Genomic DNA, 19,414 nt, shown 5'->3' with positions numbered 1-19,414 from the left:
CATGCCGGACACCCCCGACCGCGCCCTGCCGCCCACCGAGCGGCGCCTGGACGCCAGCGCCGAGCTCGACGCCATGAGCACCCGGGAGCGCCTGGCGCTGCTCACCGCGGAGTCCCGCGTGGCCGTCGACGCCGTCGAGGCGGCGCTGCCGCAGCTCGCCGAGCTGGTGGACGCGGCCGCGGAGCGGATGCGCCGCGGCGGCACCGTGCACTACGTCGGCGCCGGCACCTCGGGGCGGCTCGGGGTGCTGGACGCCAGCGAGCTGCTGCCCACCTTCCACCTGGAGCCCGGCCGCGTCGTCGGGCACATCGCGGGCGGCTCCGCGGCGCTGGTCAGCGCCGTCGAGGACGCCGAGGACTCGGCCGGGGAGGGCCGGGCCGTGGTGGCCGGGCTCGGCCCCGACGACGTCGTGATCGGCATCGCCGCCAGCGGCTCCACCCCCTACGTGGGCGGGGCGCTGGAAGCGGCCGGCGCGGCCGGGGCCGTGACGGCGCTGATCTCCAGCAACCCGGCGGCGTCCCTGGCCGGGATCGCCGACATCCACGTGCTGCTGGACACCGGCCCCGAGGTGGTCACCGGCTCCACCCGGCTGAAGGCCGGCACCGCGCAGAAGCTGGCGCTGAACGGCTTCTCCACCGCCACCATGATCGCGCTGGGCCGCACCTGGCAGAACCTCATGGTCTCGGTGGTCGCCACCAACGCGAAGCTGCGCGAACGCACCGTGCGGATCCTCGCCGAGGCCCTCGGCATCGCGGCGGAGGACGCCCGTGCCCGGCTCGAGGCCAGCGACGGGGACCTGAAGTCCGCCATCGTCGCCGAGCTGACGGGCCGCGACCCCGCCGAGGCCGCCCGGCTGCTGTCGGCGCACGACGGCTCGGTGCGGGACGCGGTCGCGGCGGGGACCGGGCCGTGACCGAGCCCCTGCTGCTCGGGATCGACGTGGGCGGCACCGGCAGCCGGGCCGCCCTCGCCGGGTTCGAGGCCGGCTCCGGCGAGCGCGTCGAGGTCTCCGGCCCGGGCGTGGCGCTCGGCGCGGACGGCACCTCCCTGCCCGCGGTCGTCGAGGAGCTGCTGGACCGGGTCTCCCGCGCCTGGCCCGAGCGGATCGGGCAGGTGGCGGCCGTGGGCCTGGGCGCGACGGGCGCCTCCTCCCTGCTGCGGGACCCGTCCGCTCTGGTGGCGGCGGTGCGGGAGCGGCTGGGCGCACCGGTGGTGCTCGCTGCCGACGCGGTCACCGCGCACCTCGGGGCCCTGGCCGGGGAGGGCGGCGCCGTCGTCGTGCTCGGCACCGGGGCCATCGCCATCGGTCATCCCGGACCCGCGGCGCAGCCCCACGCGCCCTGGCGGCGGGTGGACGGCTGGGGCCACCTGCTCGGCGACCGCGGCGGGGGCGCCTGGCTGGGGCGGCACGGCCTGGAGCGGGCGCTGCGCACCGTCGACGGCCTCGATCCCGCGGGGGCCGCGCTGCTGGCCGCGGCCCGGGTCCGCGTCGGCGAGGCCCCCGACTGGCCCGCCCTGATCTACCCGCGTCCCGACCGGGCCGGGGTGCTCGCCTCCTTCGCGCAGGATGTCCTCGACCTCTCCCGGGCCGGCGATGCGGCGGCCGTCGAACTGGCACGCGCCGCCGGGCAGGAGGCCGCCGCCAGCGTGATCGCCGCCCTCGGCGCCGGGCTGCCGCGCACCGTCGTCCTCTCCGGCGGCCTCGCCCGCACGCCGAGCCCCCTGACCGTGGCCTTCGCCGAGCGGATCCGCGACCGCGACGCCGGGATCGAGGTGCGCACCGCGGCCGGGACCCCGCTGGACGGGGCGCTGCACCTGGCCCGCCTCGCCCACGCCGTGCGCGTCGCGCCGCAGGAGGGCATGCTGTGGGCATGAGCGAGGACGCCCCCGCCGCCCTGGTGGCGGAGCTGCGCCGGGTGCTCGGCGAGGACCAGGTCTCCTCCCGGGCGCTGGACCGCCATGCCCGCGCCCACGACGCCTCCCACTACCTGCTGATCCCGCAGCTCGTGGTGCAGGTGGAGGACACGGCGCAGATGGCGGCGGTGCTGCGGGCCGCCCGCCGTCACGGCGTGCCGGTGACCTTCCGCTCCGGCGGCACCAGCCTCTCCGGGCAGGCCTCCGGCACCGGCCTGCTGATCGACACCCGCCGCGGCTTCCGCCGGACCGAGGTGCTGGACGACGGCGCCCGGGTGCGCGTGCAGCCGGGCGCGACGCTGCGCTCCGTGAACGCCCGCCTGGCCCGCCACGGCCGGGCACTCGGCCCGGACCCGGCCAGCGAGGCCGCGGCCACCGTCGGCGGCGTCATCGCGAACAACTCCTCCGGCATGGCCGCGGGCATCACCGCCAACGCCGCCCGCACCCTGGAGTCGATGACGATGGTGCTGGCCTCCGGCACCGTCGTGGACACCGCCGATCCCGGCGCGGAGGCGCTGCTGGCGGACCGGGAGCCGGAGCTGCTGGCCACCCTGCACGACCTGCGGGACCGGGCGCGGGAGGACCCCGCCGTGCGCGCCGAGATCGGGCGCCGCTTCGCCATGAAGAACACGATGGGCTACGCCCTGGACGCCCTGCTGGAGGTCGACGAGCTCCCGCATCTGCTGGCCCGGCTGCTGATCGGCTCCGAAGGCACCCTCGGCTTCGTCGCCGAGGCGGTGCTGCGCACGGTGCCCGCCCCCGCCCACGCCGCCACCGGTCTGCTGGTGCTGGCCGGCGTGGACGAGGCCGCCCGCGCCCTGCCCGACCTGGTCGCCAGCGGCGCCAGCGCCCTGGAGCTGATGGACGCCACCTCCCTCGCGGTCGCCCGCCGCGCCCCGCAGGTCCCGCAGGCGCTGACCGGCTTCGCGCTGGACGGCCATGCCGCCCTGCTCGTCGAGTACCGCGGGCAGGACGCCGCCGACCTGGATCAGCGGATGCGGGAGGCCGCACCGGTGCTCGCCACCGTGCCCACCGCCGCCGGCTCCGCGGAGCTCACCCGCGACCCGGCCGCGCGGGCGGCGCTGTGGGCGGTGCGCAAGGGCCTGTACGCGACGGTGGCGGGGGCGCGCCCGGCCGGGACGACGGCGCTGCTGGAGGACGTGGTGGTGCCGGTGGAGAACCTGGCCGCCGCCTGCCGCGACCTGGCCGCGCTGCTGGCGGAGCACGGCTACGAGGACGCGGTGATCTTCGGCCATGCCAAGGACGGCAACCTGCACTTCATGCTCACCGAGCGCACCGAGGACCCGGCGGCCCTCGCCCGACTCGAGGCCTTCACCGAGGACCTGGTGGAGCTGGTGCTGCGCCACGACGGCAACCTCAAGGCCGAGCACGGCACCGGCCGCGCGATGGCCCCCTTCATCGACCGCCAGTACTCCCCCGCCCTGGTGCGGATGCTGTGGGCGATCAAGGACGCCTTCGATCCCGCCGGGGTGCTGAACCCGGGGGTGGTGCTCACCCGCGACCCCGAGGCCCATCTGCGCGACCTGAAGCCCGTGGACCGGGTGGAGGAGGAGGTGGACCGCTGCGTGGAGTGCGGCTACTGCGAGCCGGTGTGCCCCAGCCGCGACCTCACCCTCACCCCGCGGCAGCGGATCGTGGCCCGCCGCGCCCGCGCCCGCGCCGCCGCCGAGGGGGACGAGGCCCTGGTGGCAGAGCTCGATACGCAGCAGCGCTACGCGAGCCTGGAGACCTGCGCGGCCGACGGCATGTGCCAGACCGCCTGCCCGGTCGGCATCGACACGGGCGCCCTGGTCAAACGCCTGCGCGGCCAGGACCACCACCGCCTGGAGGTCGCCGCCTGGACGGGTGCGGCGAGGCACTGGGGCCCCGCCACGGCCGCCGCCGGGCGCGCCCTCGACGTGGCCTCGCGCCTGCCCTCCGCCGCGGTGACCGCGCCGAACCGCGCCGCGCGGACGCTGCTGGGCGCCGACACGATCCCGCTGTGGAGCGAGGACCTGCCGGGCGGCGGCACCCGCCGCAGCACCCTCGCGCGGCAGGCCGCGAGCGGCTCGGTCGCAGGAGCAGACCGGGCCGCCTCCGACCGCGCCCCTGCACCGACGTCCGGAACGGGCACGATCCCGGCCGCGATCTTCCTGCCGAGCTGCCAGGGCGCCATGTTCGCCCCGGCCGCCGGGTCACCGGGCGCGCAGTCCGCGGTGGCCGAGCTGTGCGCGGCGGCGGGCGTGTCCCTGCGGGTGCCGGAGGGCATCGACTCCCTGTGCTGCGGCACCCCCTGGTCCTCGAAGGGTTTCGCCGCCGGTCACGAGGCGATGGCAGAGCGGGTGCTCGACGCGGTCGCGGCCGCCCAGCCCGCGGGGCCCGGGGCGGAGCCGCTGCCGGTGGTGGTCGACGCCAGCTCCTGCACGGAGGGTGTCGCCGGCATCATGCGGCAGGCCCAGGAGCGGGGCGATCCGCGGGCGGCGACGGTGATCGACGCGGTCGCGCTGGTGACGCGGGAGGTGCTGCCCCGCCTGGAGCCGGAGCCCTCACGGAAGGTGCCGTCCCTGGTCCTGCACCCCACCTGCTCCTCCACCCGGGGAGGCCTCGGCGGCGAGCTGGAGACCCTGGCCCGCGCGGTCGCGGTCCAGGTGGAGATCCCGCAGGACTGGGGCTGCTGCGGCTTCGCCGGCGACCGCGGGATGCTCCACCCCGAGCTGACCGCCGCCGCCACCCGCGCGGAGGCCGCCGAGGTCGCCGCGATCGACGCCGCCGAGCACGCCTCCTGCAACCGGGCCTGCGAGATCGCCCTGACCCGTGCCACCGGGAAGGACTACCGCCACCTCCTCGAACTGGCCGCCCAGGTCCTCGTCCCCTGACCTGGATCTCTCCATCCCTCGCCAGCACCCCCGCACCCCGCCCCGACCCGGCCCGCGCCCGTCGATCCCGAGCCGTCCCCCCATCGGCAGGGTCGGCGAGTCCCGGGGCAAGGGCGAACGGGGCCGGCAGAGTGCCGGGGCCGAGCACGGGCCGGGTTGTCGAGCCGGGAGGATGCGTGGCCTGTCGGTATGGCCCAGCTCAGGGCCGGGGCAGGCGGGGCTCCTCGGCGAGGACGGCCTCGACCAGGGGGTCCCCGGCCCCGACGCCGAGCAGGCCCAGCAGCGCGACCACCCGGTCCCGGTCCGCCGTGCCCTCCGCGGCCGCGGCGGCGATGTCCTCGGCCCGGGGGTCGGCGACCTCGTGCCCGCCGCGGACCCGGTCGGTGACCCAGGCGGTCCAGGCGGCGACGGCCGCGACCTCCCCGGGCGCCTGCGCGGGGCCTCCACGCTCGGCGATCACCGGCAGGGCGCGCACGGGCAGCTTCACGGTGCCGTCGGCGGCGATGCGGATCAGGTGGTCGGCCAGGCGCGGGTTGCGGAAGCGCTCCTCGAGGGCCGCGGTGTAGGCGTCGAGCTCGTCCGCGGGCAGTGGCAGGGTGGAGCGGGCCTCGGACCACAGGGCCTCCACCAGCGCCCGGACCTCGGGATGGGCGATGGCCTCGTCCACCCGCTCGCAGCCGGCCACCTGCCCGGCGTAGGCCATCAGGGTGTGGGCGCCGTTCAGCAGGCGGAGCTTGCGCAGCTCGTGCACGCCGACGTCCTCGACCAGCTGGGCGCCGGCCTTCTCCCATTCGGGGCGGCGGCCGCGGAAGGCGTCCTCGATGACCCATTCGCTGAAGGGCTCGGTGACCACGGGGACGGTGTCGTCCAGGCCGGTGCGCTCGCGGACCAGCTCGGCGGCGCCCTCGCCCGCGGCGGGGGTGATGCGGTCGACCATGGTGGAGATGACGTCCACGTGGTCCGCCGCCCAGGCCCGGGTGTCCTCGTCGGCGGCGGCGAGCACGGCCTCGCGCAGCACCACGCCGTTGCCGGTGAGGTTGTCGCAGGAGACGAGCGCGAGGGGCTCCTCCACGCCGGCCTCGCGGCGGGCGCGCAGGCCGGCGGCGAGGCGGGCGGGCACGGAGACGGCCGGGTCGGAGCCGGCGGTGTAGCCCTTCTCGGTGATGGTGAGGGTGACGACGGCGGTCAGCGGGTCGGCCAGCAGGGCCACCAGCTCCTCGACCTCGGAGGCGGGGTGCACGGCCTCGATCACGTCGATGACCTCGACCTCGTCGTCCTCGGGTCCGCGCACGATGAGGCCGTAGCGGCCGTCCTGCGCGGTGAGGGCCTCGGCCATCGCGGCGGAGCGGCCGGTGAACGCGACGACGCTCCAGCCGCTGGCGCGCTGGGTGGCCAGCAGGGTGTGGGCGCGGGCGAAGTTGCCGATGCCCAGGTGGACCAGGCGCCCCTCGGGCTGCGCGACGCTCATCGGCCCTCCTCCAGCTTGAAGACCTCGCGGGGCTGCTGATCGGGCAGGGTGTCCGCGATCGCGGCGGCGTCCTCGATCCGCATCCGGTGCTCGGCGACCAGGCCCGCGAGATGATGGGCGTCCATGCGGCGGGCCATGTCGTGCCGGGCGGGGATGGAGCAGAAGGCGCGGGTGTCGTCGATGAATCCGCTGGTCCGGGAGTAGCCGATGGTCTCGGAGACCGCGCGGCGGTAGCGCAGGATCGCGTCGGGGGCGTCGATGAACCACCAGGGCGCGCCCGCGTACACGGAGGGGTACACGCCGGCCAGCGGCGCGATCTCGCGGGAGAACACGGTCTCGTCGATGGTGAACAGGACGGTGCGGAAGCCGGGGTCCATGCCGACGTCGTTGAGCATCGGGGCGATGCCGTCGACGTAGTCCACGGTGTGGGGGATGTCGAAGCCGACGTCGGCGCCGAAGCGCTCGAACATGCCGCGGTGGTGGTTGCGGTGCACGGCGGGGTGGATGGTCATCACCAGGCCGTCGTCGGCGGCCATGCGGGCCTGGTCGGCCAGCAGGTGGCGGCGCAGCGCGGTCGCGCCGAGCACGTCGATGCGGCCGTCGCGGGCCTCGGCGTACAGGCGGCTCGCCTCGGCCTCGCTGAGGCGCCGGGTGCCGACGTCGCGGTGGGCGTGGTCGGTGGAGACGGCGCCGTGCTCGCGGAAGTACAGGCGGCGGGCGCGCATGGCCTCGGTGAAGCCGGAGTAGTCGCCGGTGTCCACGCCGGCGGCGGCGCCGAGCGCCTCGGTGAGCTCACGGAAGTCCTCGCGGCCGGCCTCGAGGTACTTGTCGGGCCGGAAGGTGGGGATCACGCGGCCGGTGACGTCGGGGTCAGCGGCCAGGGCGTCGTGGGCGACGAGGTCGTCGACGGGGTCGTCGGTGGTGGCCAGCACCTGGATGCGGAACTGCTCGAACAGGGCGCGGGGCCGGAAGGCGGGCTCGGCGAGCTTCGCGGCGATCTGGTCGTACATCGCGTCGGCGGTGGCCGGGGAGAGCACCGTGTCCAGCCCGAAGACCTCGTGGAACTCGTGCTCCATCCAGTAGCGCGAGGGGGTGCCGGCGTAGGCGTGCCAGTGCTCGGCGAGCAGCCGCCAGGCCTTCCGGGAGTCGGCCTCGCCCAGCGGGCCCCGGCCGACGCCGAGGTCGGCGAGGTCCACGCCGCGGGCCACCATGAGCCGGTTCACGTAGTGGTCTGGGGTGATGAACAGCGAGGTGGGGTCGCGGAAGGGCTCGTCGTCCAGCAGCAGCCGCGGATCGACGTGACCGTGGGGGGAGACGATCGGCTGGTCCCGCATGCGCTCGTACAGGGTGCGGGCGATCTCGCGCGTCGCCGGCTCGGCGGGCAGCAGACGGTCCGGGCGCGGGACATAGGCCTCATTGCTCATGCCCTCATCATGGGTGCGACGATCCGGCGCGGCAGGCGGTTGTCAGGGGTTGCCGACGTCCCGGGGCGGCGCGGGGGTCAGGGACGGGCGATGGTGGAGCCGCGCGGCACCAGCCGCACCGGCAGGGCGCCCTCGACGGGGGTGCGGTGCGAGGAGGGGGCCTCGATGCGCCGCACCAGGCGGTCGACGGCGGCGTGACCCTGTGCGCGCTTGGGGGTGACCAGGGTGGTCAGGCCGCTGCCGACGAAGCGGGACAGGGGGATGTCGTCGTGGCCGACGACGGCCAGCCGACCGGGCACGGAGACCCCGTCGCGCAGGGCGGAGACCATGAAGCCGAGCGCGATGAGGTCGTTGTAGCAGATCACGGCGTCGGGGAGCTGGCCGATCTGGGCGTAGGCCTGCTCGCCGCCGACGGCGGTGGGGGCGAAGGGGCCGTGCCGGGTGATGGACAGGCCGTGGGTGCGGGCGAGCGCGCGGGCGGCGCGCCAGCGCTCCCCGTCGGACCAGGAGTTCACGGGCCCGGCGACGTAGGTGAGGCTGCGGACGCCGGAGTCGACGAGGTGGCTCATCGCCTGCGTCATGCCGTGCTCGTAGTCGGGGGTCACGGAGTCCAGGCCGGCCACGCGGCGGTTCAGCACCATCAGGGGGATGCGTTTGGCCAGGTGGTTGAGGGTGGAGTCGGCGATGCGGCTGCCGGAGAGGACGAGCCCGTCGACCACGTTGAGGGCGCTCTCGAGGCTGGACCGCTCCTGCTCCTCGTCCTCGACGCTGTCCAGCAGGAGCAGCAGGTAGCCGTGCTCCTGGGCGGCCTCCTGCATCCCGGAGACCAGCTCGGCGAAATAGGGGTTGGTGAGGTCGGGGACCTCGATGCCGAGGCGGCCGTGCCGTTCGACGCGCTCCTGGGAGGCGGGGGCCTCGGTGCGGTAGCCGAGGTCCTTGGCGGCGGCCATCACGGCGGCGTGGGTGGCGGCGCTGACGCGGCCGGGCCGGGAGAAGGCGCGGGAGACGGTGGAGGGGGCCACCCCGGCGGCCTTCGCGACGTCGTAGATCGTCACCCGCTCCTGGTCCACCTGCAGCCTCCTCGCTCTCGGGGCGCCTGCCGCGGCGCCCCGCTCAGGGTATCGCGGGGCGGTGACGGACCAGCTCAGCGCGGCAGGCGGGTGCGAACGGTGAGGAGGGCCAGCGGGATCATCAGCGACAGCGCCAGCAGGTTCAGCCCGGCGAAGCCGAGCAGCGCCATCACCGGTCCGCCCAGCAGGAGCAGGGCGAGCATCACCAGACCGGTCGAGCCCTGGCCGAGCGCCCCGACGGCGAGGGAGGCGACGAGGACGACGAGGCCGATGATCGTGATGCCCTCGCCGTGGTGGTCCAGATGCACGGGGGTCATGGTCATCACCGTGACCATCATCGCCTGGGCGGTGAGGACGGCGAGCACGGCCACCCGCGCGGCCGGGTCGCCGCGCACGGTGTCGAGGCTGCCGCGCACGCGGGCCCGCGCGCGGGGATGCCTGGCCGTGCTCGGGGTCGAGCCGCTGCAGGGTGCGCATCGGGTCCGGCCGCAGGGTGAGGGCGACGACCACCCCGGCGACCGCGAGGGCGAGAGCGGCCAGCAGGAACGAGGCGACGTAGACGGTGAGCCCGGTGCGTGCGGCCAGGGCGGCGCCGGGCACGCCGAGGTTCGGGCCGAGCACGGAGCCGAGGGTGCCGACCTAGACCACGGTGGCCGAGGCCCGCCCACGGTGCCGCGCGGGGGCGAGGTCGGTGGCGGCGAAGCGGGCCTGCAGGGTCGCGGCGGTGCCGGCGCCGGTGAACAGCAGGCCGATGACCAGGGGGATCACGAGGCTCGCCCATGCGGCGAGCACCAGCAGGATCCCGACGGAGGGGGTGACGCCCAGCCCGATCGCGCCGACGTCTGCCCTGCATGATCGCCCGCTCCGGAGGTCGCCGTCGATCCGATCCCTCGCCTCCGTGTCCCCGTCTCCGTGTCCCCGTCTCCGTGTCCTCACCTCAGTGCGCGGCGCCCAGCTCGATGAGCAGCACCCCGCCGACGATCATCGCCATGCCGGCGGCCATCAGCGGGGTCAGCGCCTCGTCGAACAGTACCTTCGAGGCGAGCGCGGTGAGCACGATCCCGGCGGCGGCCCACACCCCGTAGGCGATGCCCAGCGGCATGCCGAGGGCGAGCGTGGCGGAGAGCAGGGTGAAGGCGGCGAGGTAGCAGAGCACCACCACGACCACCAGGGCGCGACGGCCGCCGGCGACGACGCGGAGGGCGAGGGTGCCGGTGACCTCCAGCAGCACGGCCCCGGCGAGCAGCAGCCAGCTCATCGGGTCTCCTCCTCGTCGCCCGGGACAATGACGGGCAGCTCGGAGGTGACGGTGGCGACGGCCGCCACCGGATCGGCGCCGACGGGATAGGCGGGACCGGAGGTGTGGGCCTTCTGGGCACCGGTCTCGACCACCAGGATCCCGCCCGCGATCAGGGCGATGCCGCAGGCCATCAGCGTGGTGATCTGCTCCCCGAAGACGAGGGCGGCGCCGCTCGCGGTGAGCGCGACGCCGCTGGCGCCCCACACCCCGTAGGCGAGGCCCAGCGGCATGCCGCGGCGCAGCACGAGACCGAGCAGGGCGAAGGAGAGGACATAGCCGCAGACCACGACGACGTACAGCTCGGGGCGCTCGAGCGCGCCCTTGAGGCTGAGGGAGGCCGTCACCTCGGAGAGGATCGCCGCGATCAGCAGAAGCCAGGTCATGGGTACCGTCCGGACGGTCGGGGAGGAGGGCGTCCCTGACGCTATCCGGCCGGGCCCACCTCGGGCCAGCGCCCGGTCAGGCGGCGCCGGGAGCCCAGCGGGCGATCTGTGCGGCGAGGTGGCCGGCGCCGTAGCCGTTGTCGATGTTGACCACGCCGATGCCGGGGGCGCAGGCGCTGAGCATTGTCATCAGCGCGGTGGTGCCGCCCTCGGCGACGCCGTAGCCGACGGAGGCGGGGAGGGCGACCACGGGCGCGGCGATCTGCCCGGCGACGACGGTGGGCAGCGCCCCGTCCATCCCGGCGGCGACGACCACGCAGGCGGCCTCGCGCAGCTCGGGCAGGCGGGCCAGCAGCCGGTGCAGGCCGGCGATGCCGATGTCGGGGATCAGTCGGGTCTCGCGCCCCAGGTAGCGGGCGGTCAGCTCGGCCTCGCGGGCGACGGGCAGGTCGCTGGTGCCGGCGCAGGCCACGATGATCAGGCCGCCGCTGGGCTCGGGGGGTTCGGCGGGCCAGGCCAGCAGTCGGGCGTCCTCGTGGTGGGCGGCCTCCGGCAGGGCAATCAGGACGGCGTCGGCGCGGGCGGCGTCGGCGCGGGTGAACAGCACGGGGCCGAGGTCGTCGCGGCCCTCGGCGGCGAGCCGCGCGAACTCGGCGGCGATCGCGCCGACCTGGGCGGGGGTCTTGGCATCGCAGAGCACGGCCTCGGGGGCGCCGCGGCGGGCGGCCCGGCCGAGGTCCAGCTCGGCCAGGCCCTCCAGGTGCCCGTCGGCCTGTCGGGGGTCAGACATCGTCGCGGCGCACGATCTGCAGGGCGAACAGGCCGGAGCGGATACCGTCGAGGTCGAGGGTGACGTGGGCGAAGCCGGCGTCCTTCCCGGCGCGGGTGAGGGCGGCGCGCACCTCGGGCTGGACGACGCGGGGGATCTCGGCGCTGGGCACCTCGATGCGGGCCACCTCGCCGTGGTGGCGGACCCGGCAGTCGCTGAAGCCGACGGCGAAGACGGCGTCCTCCAGCTCGTCGATCTGGCGCAGCTTCTCGGGGGTGACGGCCTGGCCGAAGGGCACGCGGGAGGCGAGGCAGGGGGCGGCGGGCTTGTCGGCCACGGCGAGGTTCAACGCGCGCGCCAGCTCCCGGACCTGCGCCTTCGTCGCGCCGGCGGCGGCCAGGGGGCGCAGCACCCGGTGGCGGGTGGCGGCCCCAGCACCGGGGCGGTCGTGGCGGGCGGCGTCGTCGGCGTTCTCCCCGTAGGCGACGGCGTCGAGGCGCTGGGCGCCGACCACGTCCTCGTCGATGCGCGTGAACAGCTCGTCCTTGCAGTGGAAACACCGCGCAGAGTCGTTCTTCGCGTAGTCGGGGTTCTCCATCTCCGCGGTCGCGATCTCGAGGACCTCCACCCCGATCTGCTCGGTGGTGCGGCGTGCCAGGCGGTGCTCGCGGCGAGCGAGCGACGGGGAGACGCCGAGCAGGGCCACGACGTTCTCGGCGCCGAGCACGCGGGCGGCGAGCGCCAGCAGAGTCGCGGAGTCGACGCCGCCGGAGTAGGCGACGCCGAGCCGGGTGATGCCGGCGAGCTGCCCGGCCACGTCCTCCGCGAGGGGGCGGAGCTCGGCGGGGAGCGCGTCGAGTCCCGGGGCGAGGGCGGGGGCGCTCATGCGTCCTCCCGCTCGTCGGCCAGGCGGAACAGGACCTCGCCGGCTTGGTCGATGACCAGGGTGTCGGGATCGGCGCGGAGCGCGTCGAGGTCGAGGCTCGCCGGGTCGACGTAGGGCACGTTGTACTCGGCGCACACCTCGGGCGGGATGGAGGTCGCGAAGGAGCGTCGCACCCGCGGTCGCTCCTGGCCCGTCTCCACGTCGTAGGTGCCCAGGCCCGTCACGTGCGTGGAGTGGGCCAGCTCGCCCCAGGGGTGGTCGCGGAACCGGTCCCACTGCTTCGTGAAGTAGTCGATGGTGTGGTACCCGATGTCGCGGATGCCGGGGTGCATGGCGGCGACCTCGGTGATGTGCGGGGCGTAGAGGATGACCTCGCCGCCGTCGGCGCAGACGGGCTCGGACTTGTAGAAGCCCTTGGCGCCGGTCCAGATGTCGTCGTACATCTCGGGGACGATGGCGACGATGCGCTGGTAGGGGCGGTCGACATAGGTGATGTGGGTCCGGGCGGAGATGCGGGCCATCGCGGCCCAGGCGGCCTCGGGGTCGCCGAAGGCGATGGCGTTCAGGTCCTGCCCGCCGGAGACGACGTCCATGGTGAAGCACAGCTTCTCGCTGGGCACGAGGGCGGTCGCGGCGTCGATGAGCTGGCGCACCGGGGTGATGCCGAGGGTGCCGATGATGCGGCTGGCGGTGATGAGCGCGCCCACCCAGTGGGAGATGTCGATGACGTCGTGCACCGAGCAGCCGGGGAAGAAGTACTTGTTGCCGCCGGAGAAGCCGACCACCTCGTGCGGGAACACGGGCCCCACCACGAGGTTCACGTCGGACTCGACGCAGAGCCGGTTGATCTGCACCCGCATCGGCACGTCGGTGAGCAGGCCGCCGGTGAGCTCGGCGATGCGCTCGGCGGGGATCTCACCGAGGTCCGCGATCTGGGACTCGTCGTGCCAGGCGTGGTTCACGACCTCCCAGCCCGGGTACTTCGCGGCGATGCCCTGCTCCTCGGCGCCGAGGAGGATCGTGAGGGTGTCCTCGCTCATCGCGGCGTGGGTGCCGAGCGCGATCAGCACGGTCACGGAGGTGGCCCGGCCGGCGAGGGCCTCGTGGACCGCGGGGAGGACCAGCGGCAGGGGTACGGAGCGGGTGCCGTCCGGGATGAGCAGGCAGACGCTCCTGCCGTCGAGCTCCTGCCCGTCCAGCTGCTCGCGGACGAAGGCGGCGATGTCGTCGTGGGCGAGGATTCCCTCGGGGCCGCCGAGCAGCGCGGCGCGCTCGGTCAGGCCCGCGGGGATCGGGGCGATGATCGGGCCGCTCGCGTCCGAGGGGGCATCGGTGCTGGTGGGGCCGGTCGACGTCGTCGTCGCAGTGCTCGCGCTCATCGCTCCACTATGCGGCGGCGGGCGGCACCCCACAAGCGGCGGCGGCCAGTTGCCACGCTCGTCCACCGGAAGGTCGCGCCCCTGGCGAGTCGATGGATACGGAGATACCCTTTCGGATATTTCGTTCAGTGAGGGAGGGTTCATGTCTGCAACGCCGCGGGGCTATACCTCGAAGACCTATTCCTTCCCCCTGGACGACCAGACCCAATCACAGCTGCGCGACCTTCTCGGATCTCTGGGGGCGGTGCGACCCGAGGCTCCCGTCACGGCGTCCGTCCTCACCTCGGACGGCGCCCGCCACGAGCTTCCCCCCGAGCTGACGCGGGCATTGCACGACCTCGCGACCTCTTTCGCCGAGGGCGACAGGGTGGTGATCGCCGCCGACGACACGCTGCTGACCACGCAGGAGGCCGCGGATCTGCTGCAGGTCTCCCGCCCCACCGTGGTCAAGCTGCTGGACCGGGGAGACCTGCCCGTCGTGATGCGAGGGAGTCATCGCCGGGTTCGGCTCACTGATGTCCTGGACTACGACCGCCAGCAGGGCCGGGACCGCGCGGACGCTCTGGCCCGCATGCAGCAGGAGGGACAGGAGACCGACCTCTACGGCAAAGCAATCGGGGCTCTTCATAGCCTAGACAGATCCGGTTAAAACCAGCCCCTCGAAACGCAATCCGTTTCCCGCAGCAAGTCCCGCAATGACTCGCGCCTATCCCACCCGAAGTCGTTACACGAAATCACAATCGGCACTTCCGCAAGCCTAAACACTTCCCGAGGCACGAGAAGGACAAGCATTCTCGATTTCCGAAACGGAATACTAGAACCCTCGCAGTGCGCGTCGGCACGGGCGGGCATTAGAAACCAATTTGCACGCCGCAAAGCAATCGTCGCGATCTTTAGGTGCGCCGGCAATTACCCTCAAATTCCGGCCAACGGTCAGAATCTCAGGCAAATTAGTGCGTATACTAGTATCATTGTCTGCACAAAAGCAAGGAACGGTGGCAGTTTTGGTGGATTACAATGTATGCCTAGATGAAATTAGTAGCGGGCAATTCGTCATTTATGACCCCGAAGAGTTGGTAGTGACTTTCCACCTCGTCGCCAGCGAAATCTACTTCCCGCCAGAGACGGTGCGCCCACTGGATCTCCTAAGAATTGATCTATCAAGTAGTACACGCATTGAAGCCGTGCACCCTGACCTAATACGTGATCCCGCGACCCGCAAGCAGAGGTACCCCCTCGATTACATCGGGTGCATTCTCGCCGAAGTGGAGCTTGGCATGAAGTTCCTTTCCCCTAGCATGATAGGCGAACAGAGAATCGCGGACGAGGAGGCCGGAACGTCTGGGATCGAGAGTTCGTATTCCCCATCCGCCATAGCCCCCTCAAAATTAGATGCATCGACACAGAAAAACGAAAAGGTTGATTGCATACCTTTTACGACCGCCAAGGTATCCATTCACCTGGATGCGCTCGAACTTAAGAAGCCGACCCAAATTGATGTCGATACTTCCTACAACTATCTTCGGGACGCCGATCGCGTCACAGAAGAGATTCTAGATAATGCTCTGGAGACAGTGTACGAAGTCCTGGAGCGCTGGGCATGGGTATCACACAAACTCATACGCAACGTCTCTCCACCCGCTACCGCGCATCGATTCCAGCTAGAAATTCCATACTCCATACGACAAGCTGGCTCACCCAGCAAAGTAAGGGCCGGCACGGTCATAAATGGACAATATGTGCGAACACTTAATGAAAAGCTAAGCAAGAGGACAACAAATTCCATCGATGACCTCGACTTCGCGGATCAGCGAATGGTGTTAGACCGCTACATTAGCCTAACTCAAGAGGCCAGGTATAGTGAAGTGGTAGGTCTTTACAGTGGAGCCATATCCCTGGCCGCAAATGCGTGCGAGTACCTTGCGATATGCGTTCAGAACATGCTCGATTGGGAAGACGAAGTTGCGCCAGAGAATAGTACCTATCAGAGTGACCCAAGAAAAGGGATCCAGTCTCGAGTTGCGGCGGTATTTGCGCCCCGCTTGGGCGGAAACTGGGATCTGTCACGACCGGGTCCCTTGCGCGAGTGGTCATCCAATGTCGCCAATATTCGCAATGCGATTGTGCATTCAGGATACCAGCCAACCGCGAAAGAAGCGCGGGCAGCGATTGAATCGATTAGTACTTTCTTGAAATTCTTTGTCGATCGAATAGCGAGCGAAAAAGGTCGGAGTCGATATCCCCGCTCCGCAGTAATGCTGGCGGGAAACGCCTCACTCGAGGCTAGGGGTGCGCGTACTAGCCGCATCAGGTCACTGCAGTCGGATAGCACCCAGCACGATTGGCAAGATTCATTCTTATATTGGGTAGCGCAGAGCGAGAGCGCCGTATCGGTCGGAACCTGGAATCAATCGCCGCGGCGTATCAGAGACTACGCTTGCATCATTCGGTCCGCCGACAAATCCATCGCCTTCGTTGAGGCGAATTTCAGTGAGGGCTGGGCTAGGCAAGTGTCGCCCGACGCTCAGTGGCCCCCAGTTTCAGTAGCTGATAACATCCGGAGCATTCTTGACAATCTTTCGGCTAATTCGGAGCCATATATAATAGTAGCTCTTACAGAAACCGCCGACCCGGACGATCAGCTACTGGGTGAGCAAAAGCTCATGTATCACCTACTGCCCAATCGATCCGTCTCTCCGGACAAATCGCAAAGGCTCGATCTAGAATTCGCCTCTGTCGACGATGTGTAGCAACGACGGATTTGTAACTGGCCCGTCTTCCAGAGCAAGCAAAATGGAGTTATCCGACCTAACTATTGCGGCTTGTAGTCGTAGTGAAGAAGGCCTCCTCGTGGCGGGCGGAGACAAGGAACGCCTCCCGCATCCGCTCCCGGGTGGAGCCATCGGCGGCGGTGGCATGCTCCCCCACCAGCGCGATCGCCCGTCGGGTGGCCTCGGCGAAGGACTCGTCGGCATAGGTGTGAAGCCACGTCTCGTAGGGGTGGCCGGGCCTCGCGAGGGCGGCGAGCCGGCGGCCGACGTCCTCGTAGATCCAGAAGCAGGGCAGCACCCCGGCGATCAGGCCCGCGTAGTCACCCCGGGCGGCGAGGGCCAGCAGATGGTCCACGTAGGCGCGGGTGACGGGGCTCGGAGCGGCGGCGAAGAGGTCGTCCTCCCCCACCCAGGTGCCGTGCAGCGCCAGCTCGGTATCGATCGCCTCGCCGGCGGCGCCGGCCCAGAAGGACTGCTCGGCGGCGGTGGGGGCGAGGGTGCTGGCGGCAGCGAGCGCCCGCGAGTACTCGCGCAGGTAGAGGGCGTCCTGGGCGAGGTACCAGCGGAAGGCGGCCGCATCGAGGGTGCCCTCGCCGAGCGCGGTGACGAAGGCCCCGGCGTCGATGTCGGCGCGGATGCCGGCGATGTCCTCCCACCAGCCGTCGGTGATCTCTGCGGGGGTGGGGCCGTGCAGGCCCGCCCGGTCCCACAGGGTGGCGAGGTGGGAGACGGGGCCGTGGCCCTCGCCGACCTGCAGGGTGTCGGCGGCGCGGAGGCTCGCGGTCAGCCATTCCTTCGCCGCGGCGACGGCCTCCGGCCAGGGCAGGCCGCGGCCGCGGAGGGTCGCGAGGGCGGAGGACATCGAGCAGCCGGTGCCGTGGGTGTTGCTGGTGGCGACCCGCTCCCCCGTCACCTCGGTCTCCACGCCCTCGGGACCGACCAGCGCGTCAGGCAGCTCGGTGCCGTCGAGGTGGCCGCCCTTGGCCAGCACCCGCCCCCCGGTGCCGGCGGCGAGGCGTCGGGCCTGGTCCAGCACGCCGGGCCAGTCGGTGGCGGGCTCCTCGCCGAGCAGCACGGCCAGCTCGGGCACGTTCGGCGTGACCAGGTCGGCGCGGGGCAGCAGGTCGCGCATGGCCTGCTCGGCCTCGGCGTCCAGCAGGCGGTCGCCGCTGGTGGCGACCATGACCGGGTCCAGCACCACCACGGGCGGCCGCAGCTGCTCCAGCCAGGCCGCGACCGTCTCGATCACCTCGGCGTCCACCAGCATCCCGAGCTTCACGGCGTCGATCTCGACGTCGTCGGACACCGCGTCGAGCTGTTCGCGCAGGAAGTCCGCCGGGGGCCGGTGCACGCTGCGCACGCCGCGGGTGTTCTGCGCGACCAGCGCGGTCACCACGGCCATGCCGTAGCCGCCGTGGGCCGCGATGGACTTCAGGTCCGCCTGGATGCCGGCGCCGCCGGTCGGATCGGTCCCCGCGATCGACAGCACCCGGGGCACCTGGACACGACCGGCGCTCATGCGCCCGCTCCCCAGGCGATCGCGAGGTCGGCGGCGGCGGAGCGGGGGTCGTCGGCGCCGCACAGCCAGGAGACGACGGCGGCGCCCACGAAGCCGGCGCGGCGCAGGGTGGGCAGGTCACTGGGGGTGAGGCCACCGATGGCGACGGCGGGCAGCGCGCTGACGGCGGCCAGCTCCCCGGCGCGGTTAAGGCCCAGCGAGGCGGGGGCGTCGGCCTTGGAGGAGGTGTCGTGCACGGCGCCGATGCCGACGTAGTCCACGCGGGCGGGGCTCTCGGCGGCTGCGGCGAGCTGGTCGGGGGTGGAGGCGCTGAGGCCCAGCACCGCCTCGGGCCCGATGCGCTCCCGCACCGCCACGACGGCCTCGTCGGACTGGCCGACGTGCACGCCGTGCACCGCGACGCCCTCCGCGCAGGCGGCCAGGTACGCGTCGACATCGTCGTTGACCAGCAGCGTCACCCCCTCGGGCAGCACGGCGGCGACCTCCCGGACCACGGCGAGCATCCGCGTCGTGTCGGCGTCCTTCTCGCGCACCTGCACGGCGGTGACGCCCCCGGCGACGGCCTCCCGCACGGTCTCGGCGAGGCTGCGGCCGCGTCCGGCCGCCTGGGCGCTGTCGGTCACCAGGTACACCGAGAGGTCCGTCAGCCCCTCGTCCTGCGCCGGCGTGCTCATGCGGTCAGCCCCTCGCGGGCCAGGTCAGCGGGCTGCACGGCGGCGAGCGCGTCGAGCAGGCCGACGGCGAAGCTGCCCGGTCCGGCGGCGTCGGCGGCGGCGCGCTCGGCGGCCACCCCGTAGGCGGCGTGCGCCGTCACCGTGGCGACCAGGGGGTCCTCCCCCGTCGCGAGGAAGGCGGCGAGCACCCCGCCGAGGGCGCAGCCGGCGCCGGTGATGCGGGTGAGCAGGGGGTGCCCGGCGTGCACGCGCACGGCCCGGTTCCCGTCGGTGACCAGGTCGACGGACCCGGAGACGGCCACGACGACGCCCGAGCGGCGGGCGAGGTCCGCGGCGACCTCGGCCACCGCATCGACCTCGTCGGCGGCGTCGACCCCGCGGCCGCCCCCGCCGTCCCCGGCGAGCGCACGGATCTCGGAGGCGTTGCCGCGGATCACCGTGGGCCGGCGTTCCAGCAGGCCATGGGCGAGCTTCGTGCGGACGGGGAGGGTGCCGACGGCCACCGGGTCCAGCACCCAGGGGGTGCCCGCCTCGCGGGCGGCGTCGGTGGCCTCGAGCATCCCGCGCTGCTGCTCGGCGCCGATGGTGCCGACGTTGACGAGGGTCGCAGAGGCGACGCCGGCGAAGATCCCGGCCTCGCCGGGGGTGTCGACCATGGCGGGGGTGCCGCCGATGGCGAGCACGGCGTTGGCCACCAGGTTCACGGTGACCACGTTGGTCAGGCACTGGATGAGGGGGTGCCCCTCGCGCAGGGCCGGCAGCAGTGCCGGGTCCAGGGCAGGGGGCGAGGAGGGTTCCGGGGTGCGCGGCACGGCGACATTCCCTTCGCTAGGACGAACTAGATCAGGTTCGACGGGTGTGATCTCAGCCCCCGCAGGGGCACCCCGTGTCGTCGTCCACGCTAGCGCATGCGCCTCATGCGGACGAGGGAACAGCTTGGTCCTGGCCGCTTCGGGCGCGATGTCCGCTCGTGCGTCCGCG

The 19,414-nt window shown here is 72.6% G+C and carries 18 protein-coding genes and 1 riboswitch; of the genes, 5 read left to right on the top strand and 13 right to left on the bottom strand.

The window, feature by feature from the left end:
• Position 1 precedes the first annotated feature (1 nt).
• From OM98_RS03785 to OM98_RS03775, 3 genes are read left to right on the top strand one after another with little or no spacing between them, the layout of a single operon-like run.
• The gene (locus tag OM98_RS03785; RefSeq protein ID WP_010533248.1) at positions 2-913 is read left to right on the top strand and encodes an N-acetylmuramic acid 6-phosphate etherase; all 912 of its coding nucleotides are present in this window, start codon (positions 2-4) and stop codon (positions 911-913) included.
• Complete coding sequence (locus tag OM98_RS03780) at positions 910-1,875, top strand: N-acetylglucosamine kinase (RefSeq protein WP_010533247.1); 966 nt, start codon at positions 910-912, stop codon at positions 1,873-1,875. The genes OM98_RS03785 and OM98_RS03780 overlap by 4 nt, the downstream gene beginning before the upstream one ends.
• The gene (locus OM98_RS03775) at positions 1,872-4,790 is read left to right on the top strand and encodes an FAD-binding and (Fe-S)-binding domain-containing protein (protein ID WP_033194957.1); all 2,919 of its coding nucleotides are present in this window, start codon (positions 1,872-1,874) and stop codon (positions 4,788-4,790) included. The genes OM98_RS03780 and OM98_RS03775 overlap by 4 nt, the downstream gene beginning before the upstream one ends.
• 199 nt (positions 4,791-4,989) lie before the next feature.
• Here OM98_RS03775 and OM98_RS03770 read toward each other — a convergent pair whose 3' ends face one another.
• The 10 genes from OM98_RS03770 to OM98_RS03730 all read right to left on the bottom strand — a co-directional run bounded on the left by OM98_RS03770 (position 4,990) and on the right by OM98_RS03730 (position 13,469).
• Positions 4,990-6,258 (bottom strand): mannitol dehydrogenase family protein, encoded by a 1,269-nt coding sequence (locus OM98_RS03770; protein WP_010533245.1) that lies wholly within the window; start codon positions 6,256-6,258, stop codon positions 4,990-4,992.
• Entirely contained in the window at positions 6,255-7,682 is a 1,428-nt protein-coding gene (gene uxaC / locus OM98_RS03765; RefSeq protein ID WP_010533244.1) for a glucuronate isomerase, read from the bottom strand. The genes OM98_RS03770 and uxaC overlap by 4 nt, the downstream gene beginning before the upstream one ends.
• Before the next feature lie 77 nt (positions 7,683-7,759).
• On the bottom strand, positions 7,760-8,752 hold the full coding sequence (locus OM98_RS03760; protein WP_010533243.1) for a LacI family DNA-binding transcriptional regulator: 993 nt from the start codon (positions 8,750-8,752) through the stop codon (positions 7,760-7,762).
• A gap of 74 nt (positions 8,753-8,826) precedes the next feature.
• Positions 8,827-9,147: a hypothetical protein gene (locus OM98_RS14700; RefSeq protein ID WP_139017563.1), complete on the bottom strand. Its 321-nt coding sequence runs from the start codon at positions 9,145-9,147 to the stop codon at positions 8,827-8,829.
• Positions 9,148-9,391: 244 nt separating this feature from the next.
• Positions 9,392-9,544, bottom strand: coding sequence for a major facilitator superfamily protein (locus tag OM98_RS15775; protein WP_010533241.1), 153 nt, complete (start codon positions 9,542-9,544; stop codon positions 9,392-9,394).
• A 145-nt stretch (positions 9,545-9,689) separates the two neighbouring features.
• Positions 9,690-10,010 carry a DMT family transporter gene (locus OM98_RS03750; protein WP_010533240.1) on the bottom strand — a complete coding sequence of 107 codons (321 nt, stop codon included), beginning with the start codon at positions 10,008-10,010 and terminating at the stop codon, positions 9,690-9,692.
• Complete coding sequence (locus OM98_RS03745; RefSeq protein ID WP_010533239.1) at positions 10,007-10,435, bottom strand: DMT family transporter; 429 nt, start codon at positions 10,433-10,435, stop codon at positions 10,007-10,009. The genes OM98_RS03750 and OM98_RS03745 overlap by 4 nt, the downstream gene beginning before the upstream one ends.
• 76 nt (positions 10,436-10,511) lie before the next feature.
• Positions 10,512-11,225: a nickel pincer cofactor biosynthesis protein LarB gene (gene larB, locus OM98_RS03740; protein ID WP_010533238.1), complete on the bottom strand. Its 714-nt coding sequence runs from the start codon at positions 11,223-11,225 to the stop codon at positions 10,512-10,514.
• Entirely contained in the window at positions 11,218-12,090 is an 873-nt protein-coding gene (gene larE / locus OM98_RS03735) for an ATP-dependent sacrificial sulfur transferase LarE (protein ID WP_010533237.1), read from the bottom strand. The genes larB and larE overlap by 8 nt, the downstream gene beginning before the upstream one ends.
• Positions 12,087-13,469, bottom strand: a complete 1,383-nt coding sequence (locus OM98_RS03730) for a lactate racemase domain-containing protein (RefSeq protein WP_010533236.1) — start codon at positions 13,467-13,469, stop codon at positions 12,087-12,089. Before OM98_RS03730 ends, larE begins: the two co-directional genes overlap by 4 nt.
• A gap of 142 nt (positions 13,470-13,611) precedes the next feature.
• Between OM98_RS03730 and OM98_RS03725 the strand changes: the two genes are divergently transcribed.
• Positions 13,612-14,118, top strand: coding sequence for a helix-turn-helix domain-containing protein (locus tag OM98_RS03725; RefSeq protein ID WP_010533235.1), 507 nt, complete (start codon positions 13,612-13,614; stop codon positions 14,116-14,118).
• A gap of 346 nt (positions 14,119-14,464) precedes the next feature.
• A complete protein-coding gene (locus OM98_RS15450; RefSeq protein ID WP_139017562.1) occupies positions 14,465-16,219 on the top strand; it encodes a hypothetical protein in 1,755 nt (584 codons plus the stop codon).
• A 58-nt stretch (positions 16,220-16,277) separates the two neighbouring features.
• Here the strand turns inward: OM98_RS15450 and OM98_RS03720 are convergent, their stop codons facing one another.
• From OM98_RS03720 to thiM, 3 genes are all read right to left on the bottom strand, one after another.
• Entirely contained in the window at positions 16,278-17,759 is a 1,482-nt protein-coding gene (locus OM98_RS03720; protein ID WP_010533234.1) for a bifunctional hydroxymethylpyrimidine kinase/phosphomethylpyrimidine kinase, read from the bottom strand.
• Positions 17,756-18,433, bottom strand: a complete 678-nt coding sequence (thiE, locus tag OM98_RS03715) for a thiamine phosphate synthase (protein WP_010533233.1) — start codon at positions 18,431-18,433, stop codon at positions 17,756-17,758. The genes OM98_RS03720 and thiE overlap by 4 nt, the downstream gene beginning before the upstream one ends.
• A complete protein-coding gene (gene thiM, locus OM98_RS03710) occupies positions 18,430-19,245 on the bottom strand; it encodes a hydroxyethylthiazole kinase (RefSeq protein ID WP_010533232.1) in 816 nt (271 codons plus the stop codon). The genes thiE and thiM overlap by 4 nt, the downstream gene beginning before the upstream one ends.
• Positions 19,236-19,330: riboswitch (TPP riboswitch) on the bottom strand. It overlaps the preceding gene by 10 nt.
• Positions 19,331-19,414: the final 84 nt, after the last annotated feature.

Source organism: Brachybacterium squillarum M-6-3 (genome assembly GCF_000225825.1).
In the GTDB taxonomy this organism is placed as follows: domain Bacteria; phylum Actinomycetota; class Actinomycetes; order Actinomycetales; family Dermabacteraceae; genus Brachybacterium; species Brachybacterium squillarum.
The sequence above is the reverse complement of the archived record's forward strand: the minus strand, read 5'-3'. Positions and strand labels throughout refer to the sequence as shown.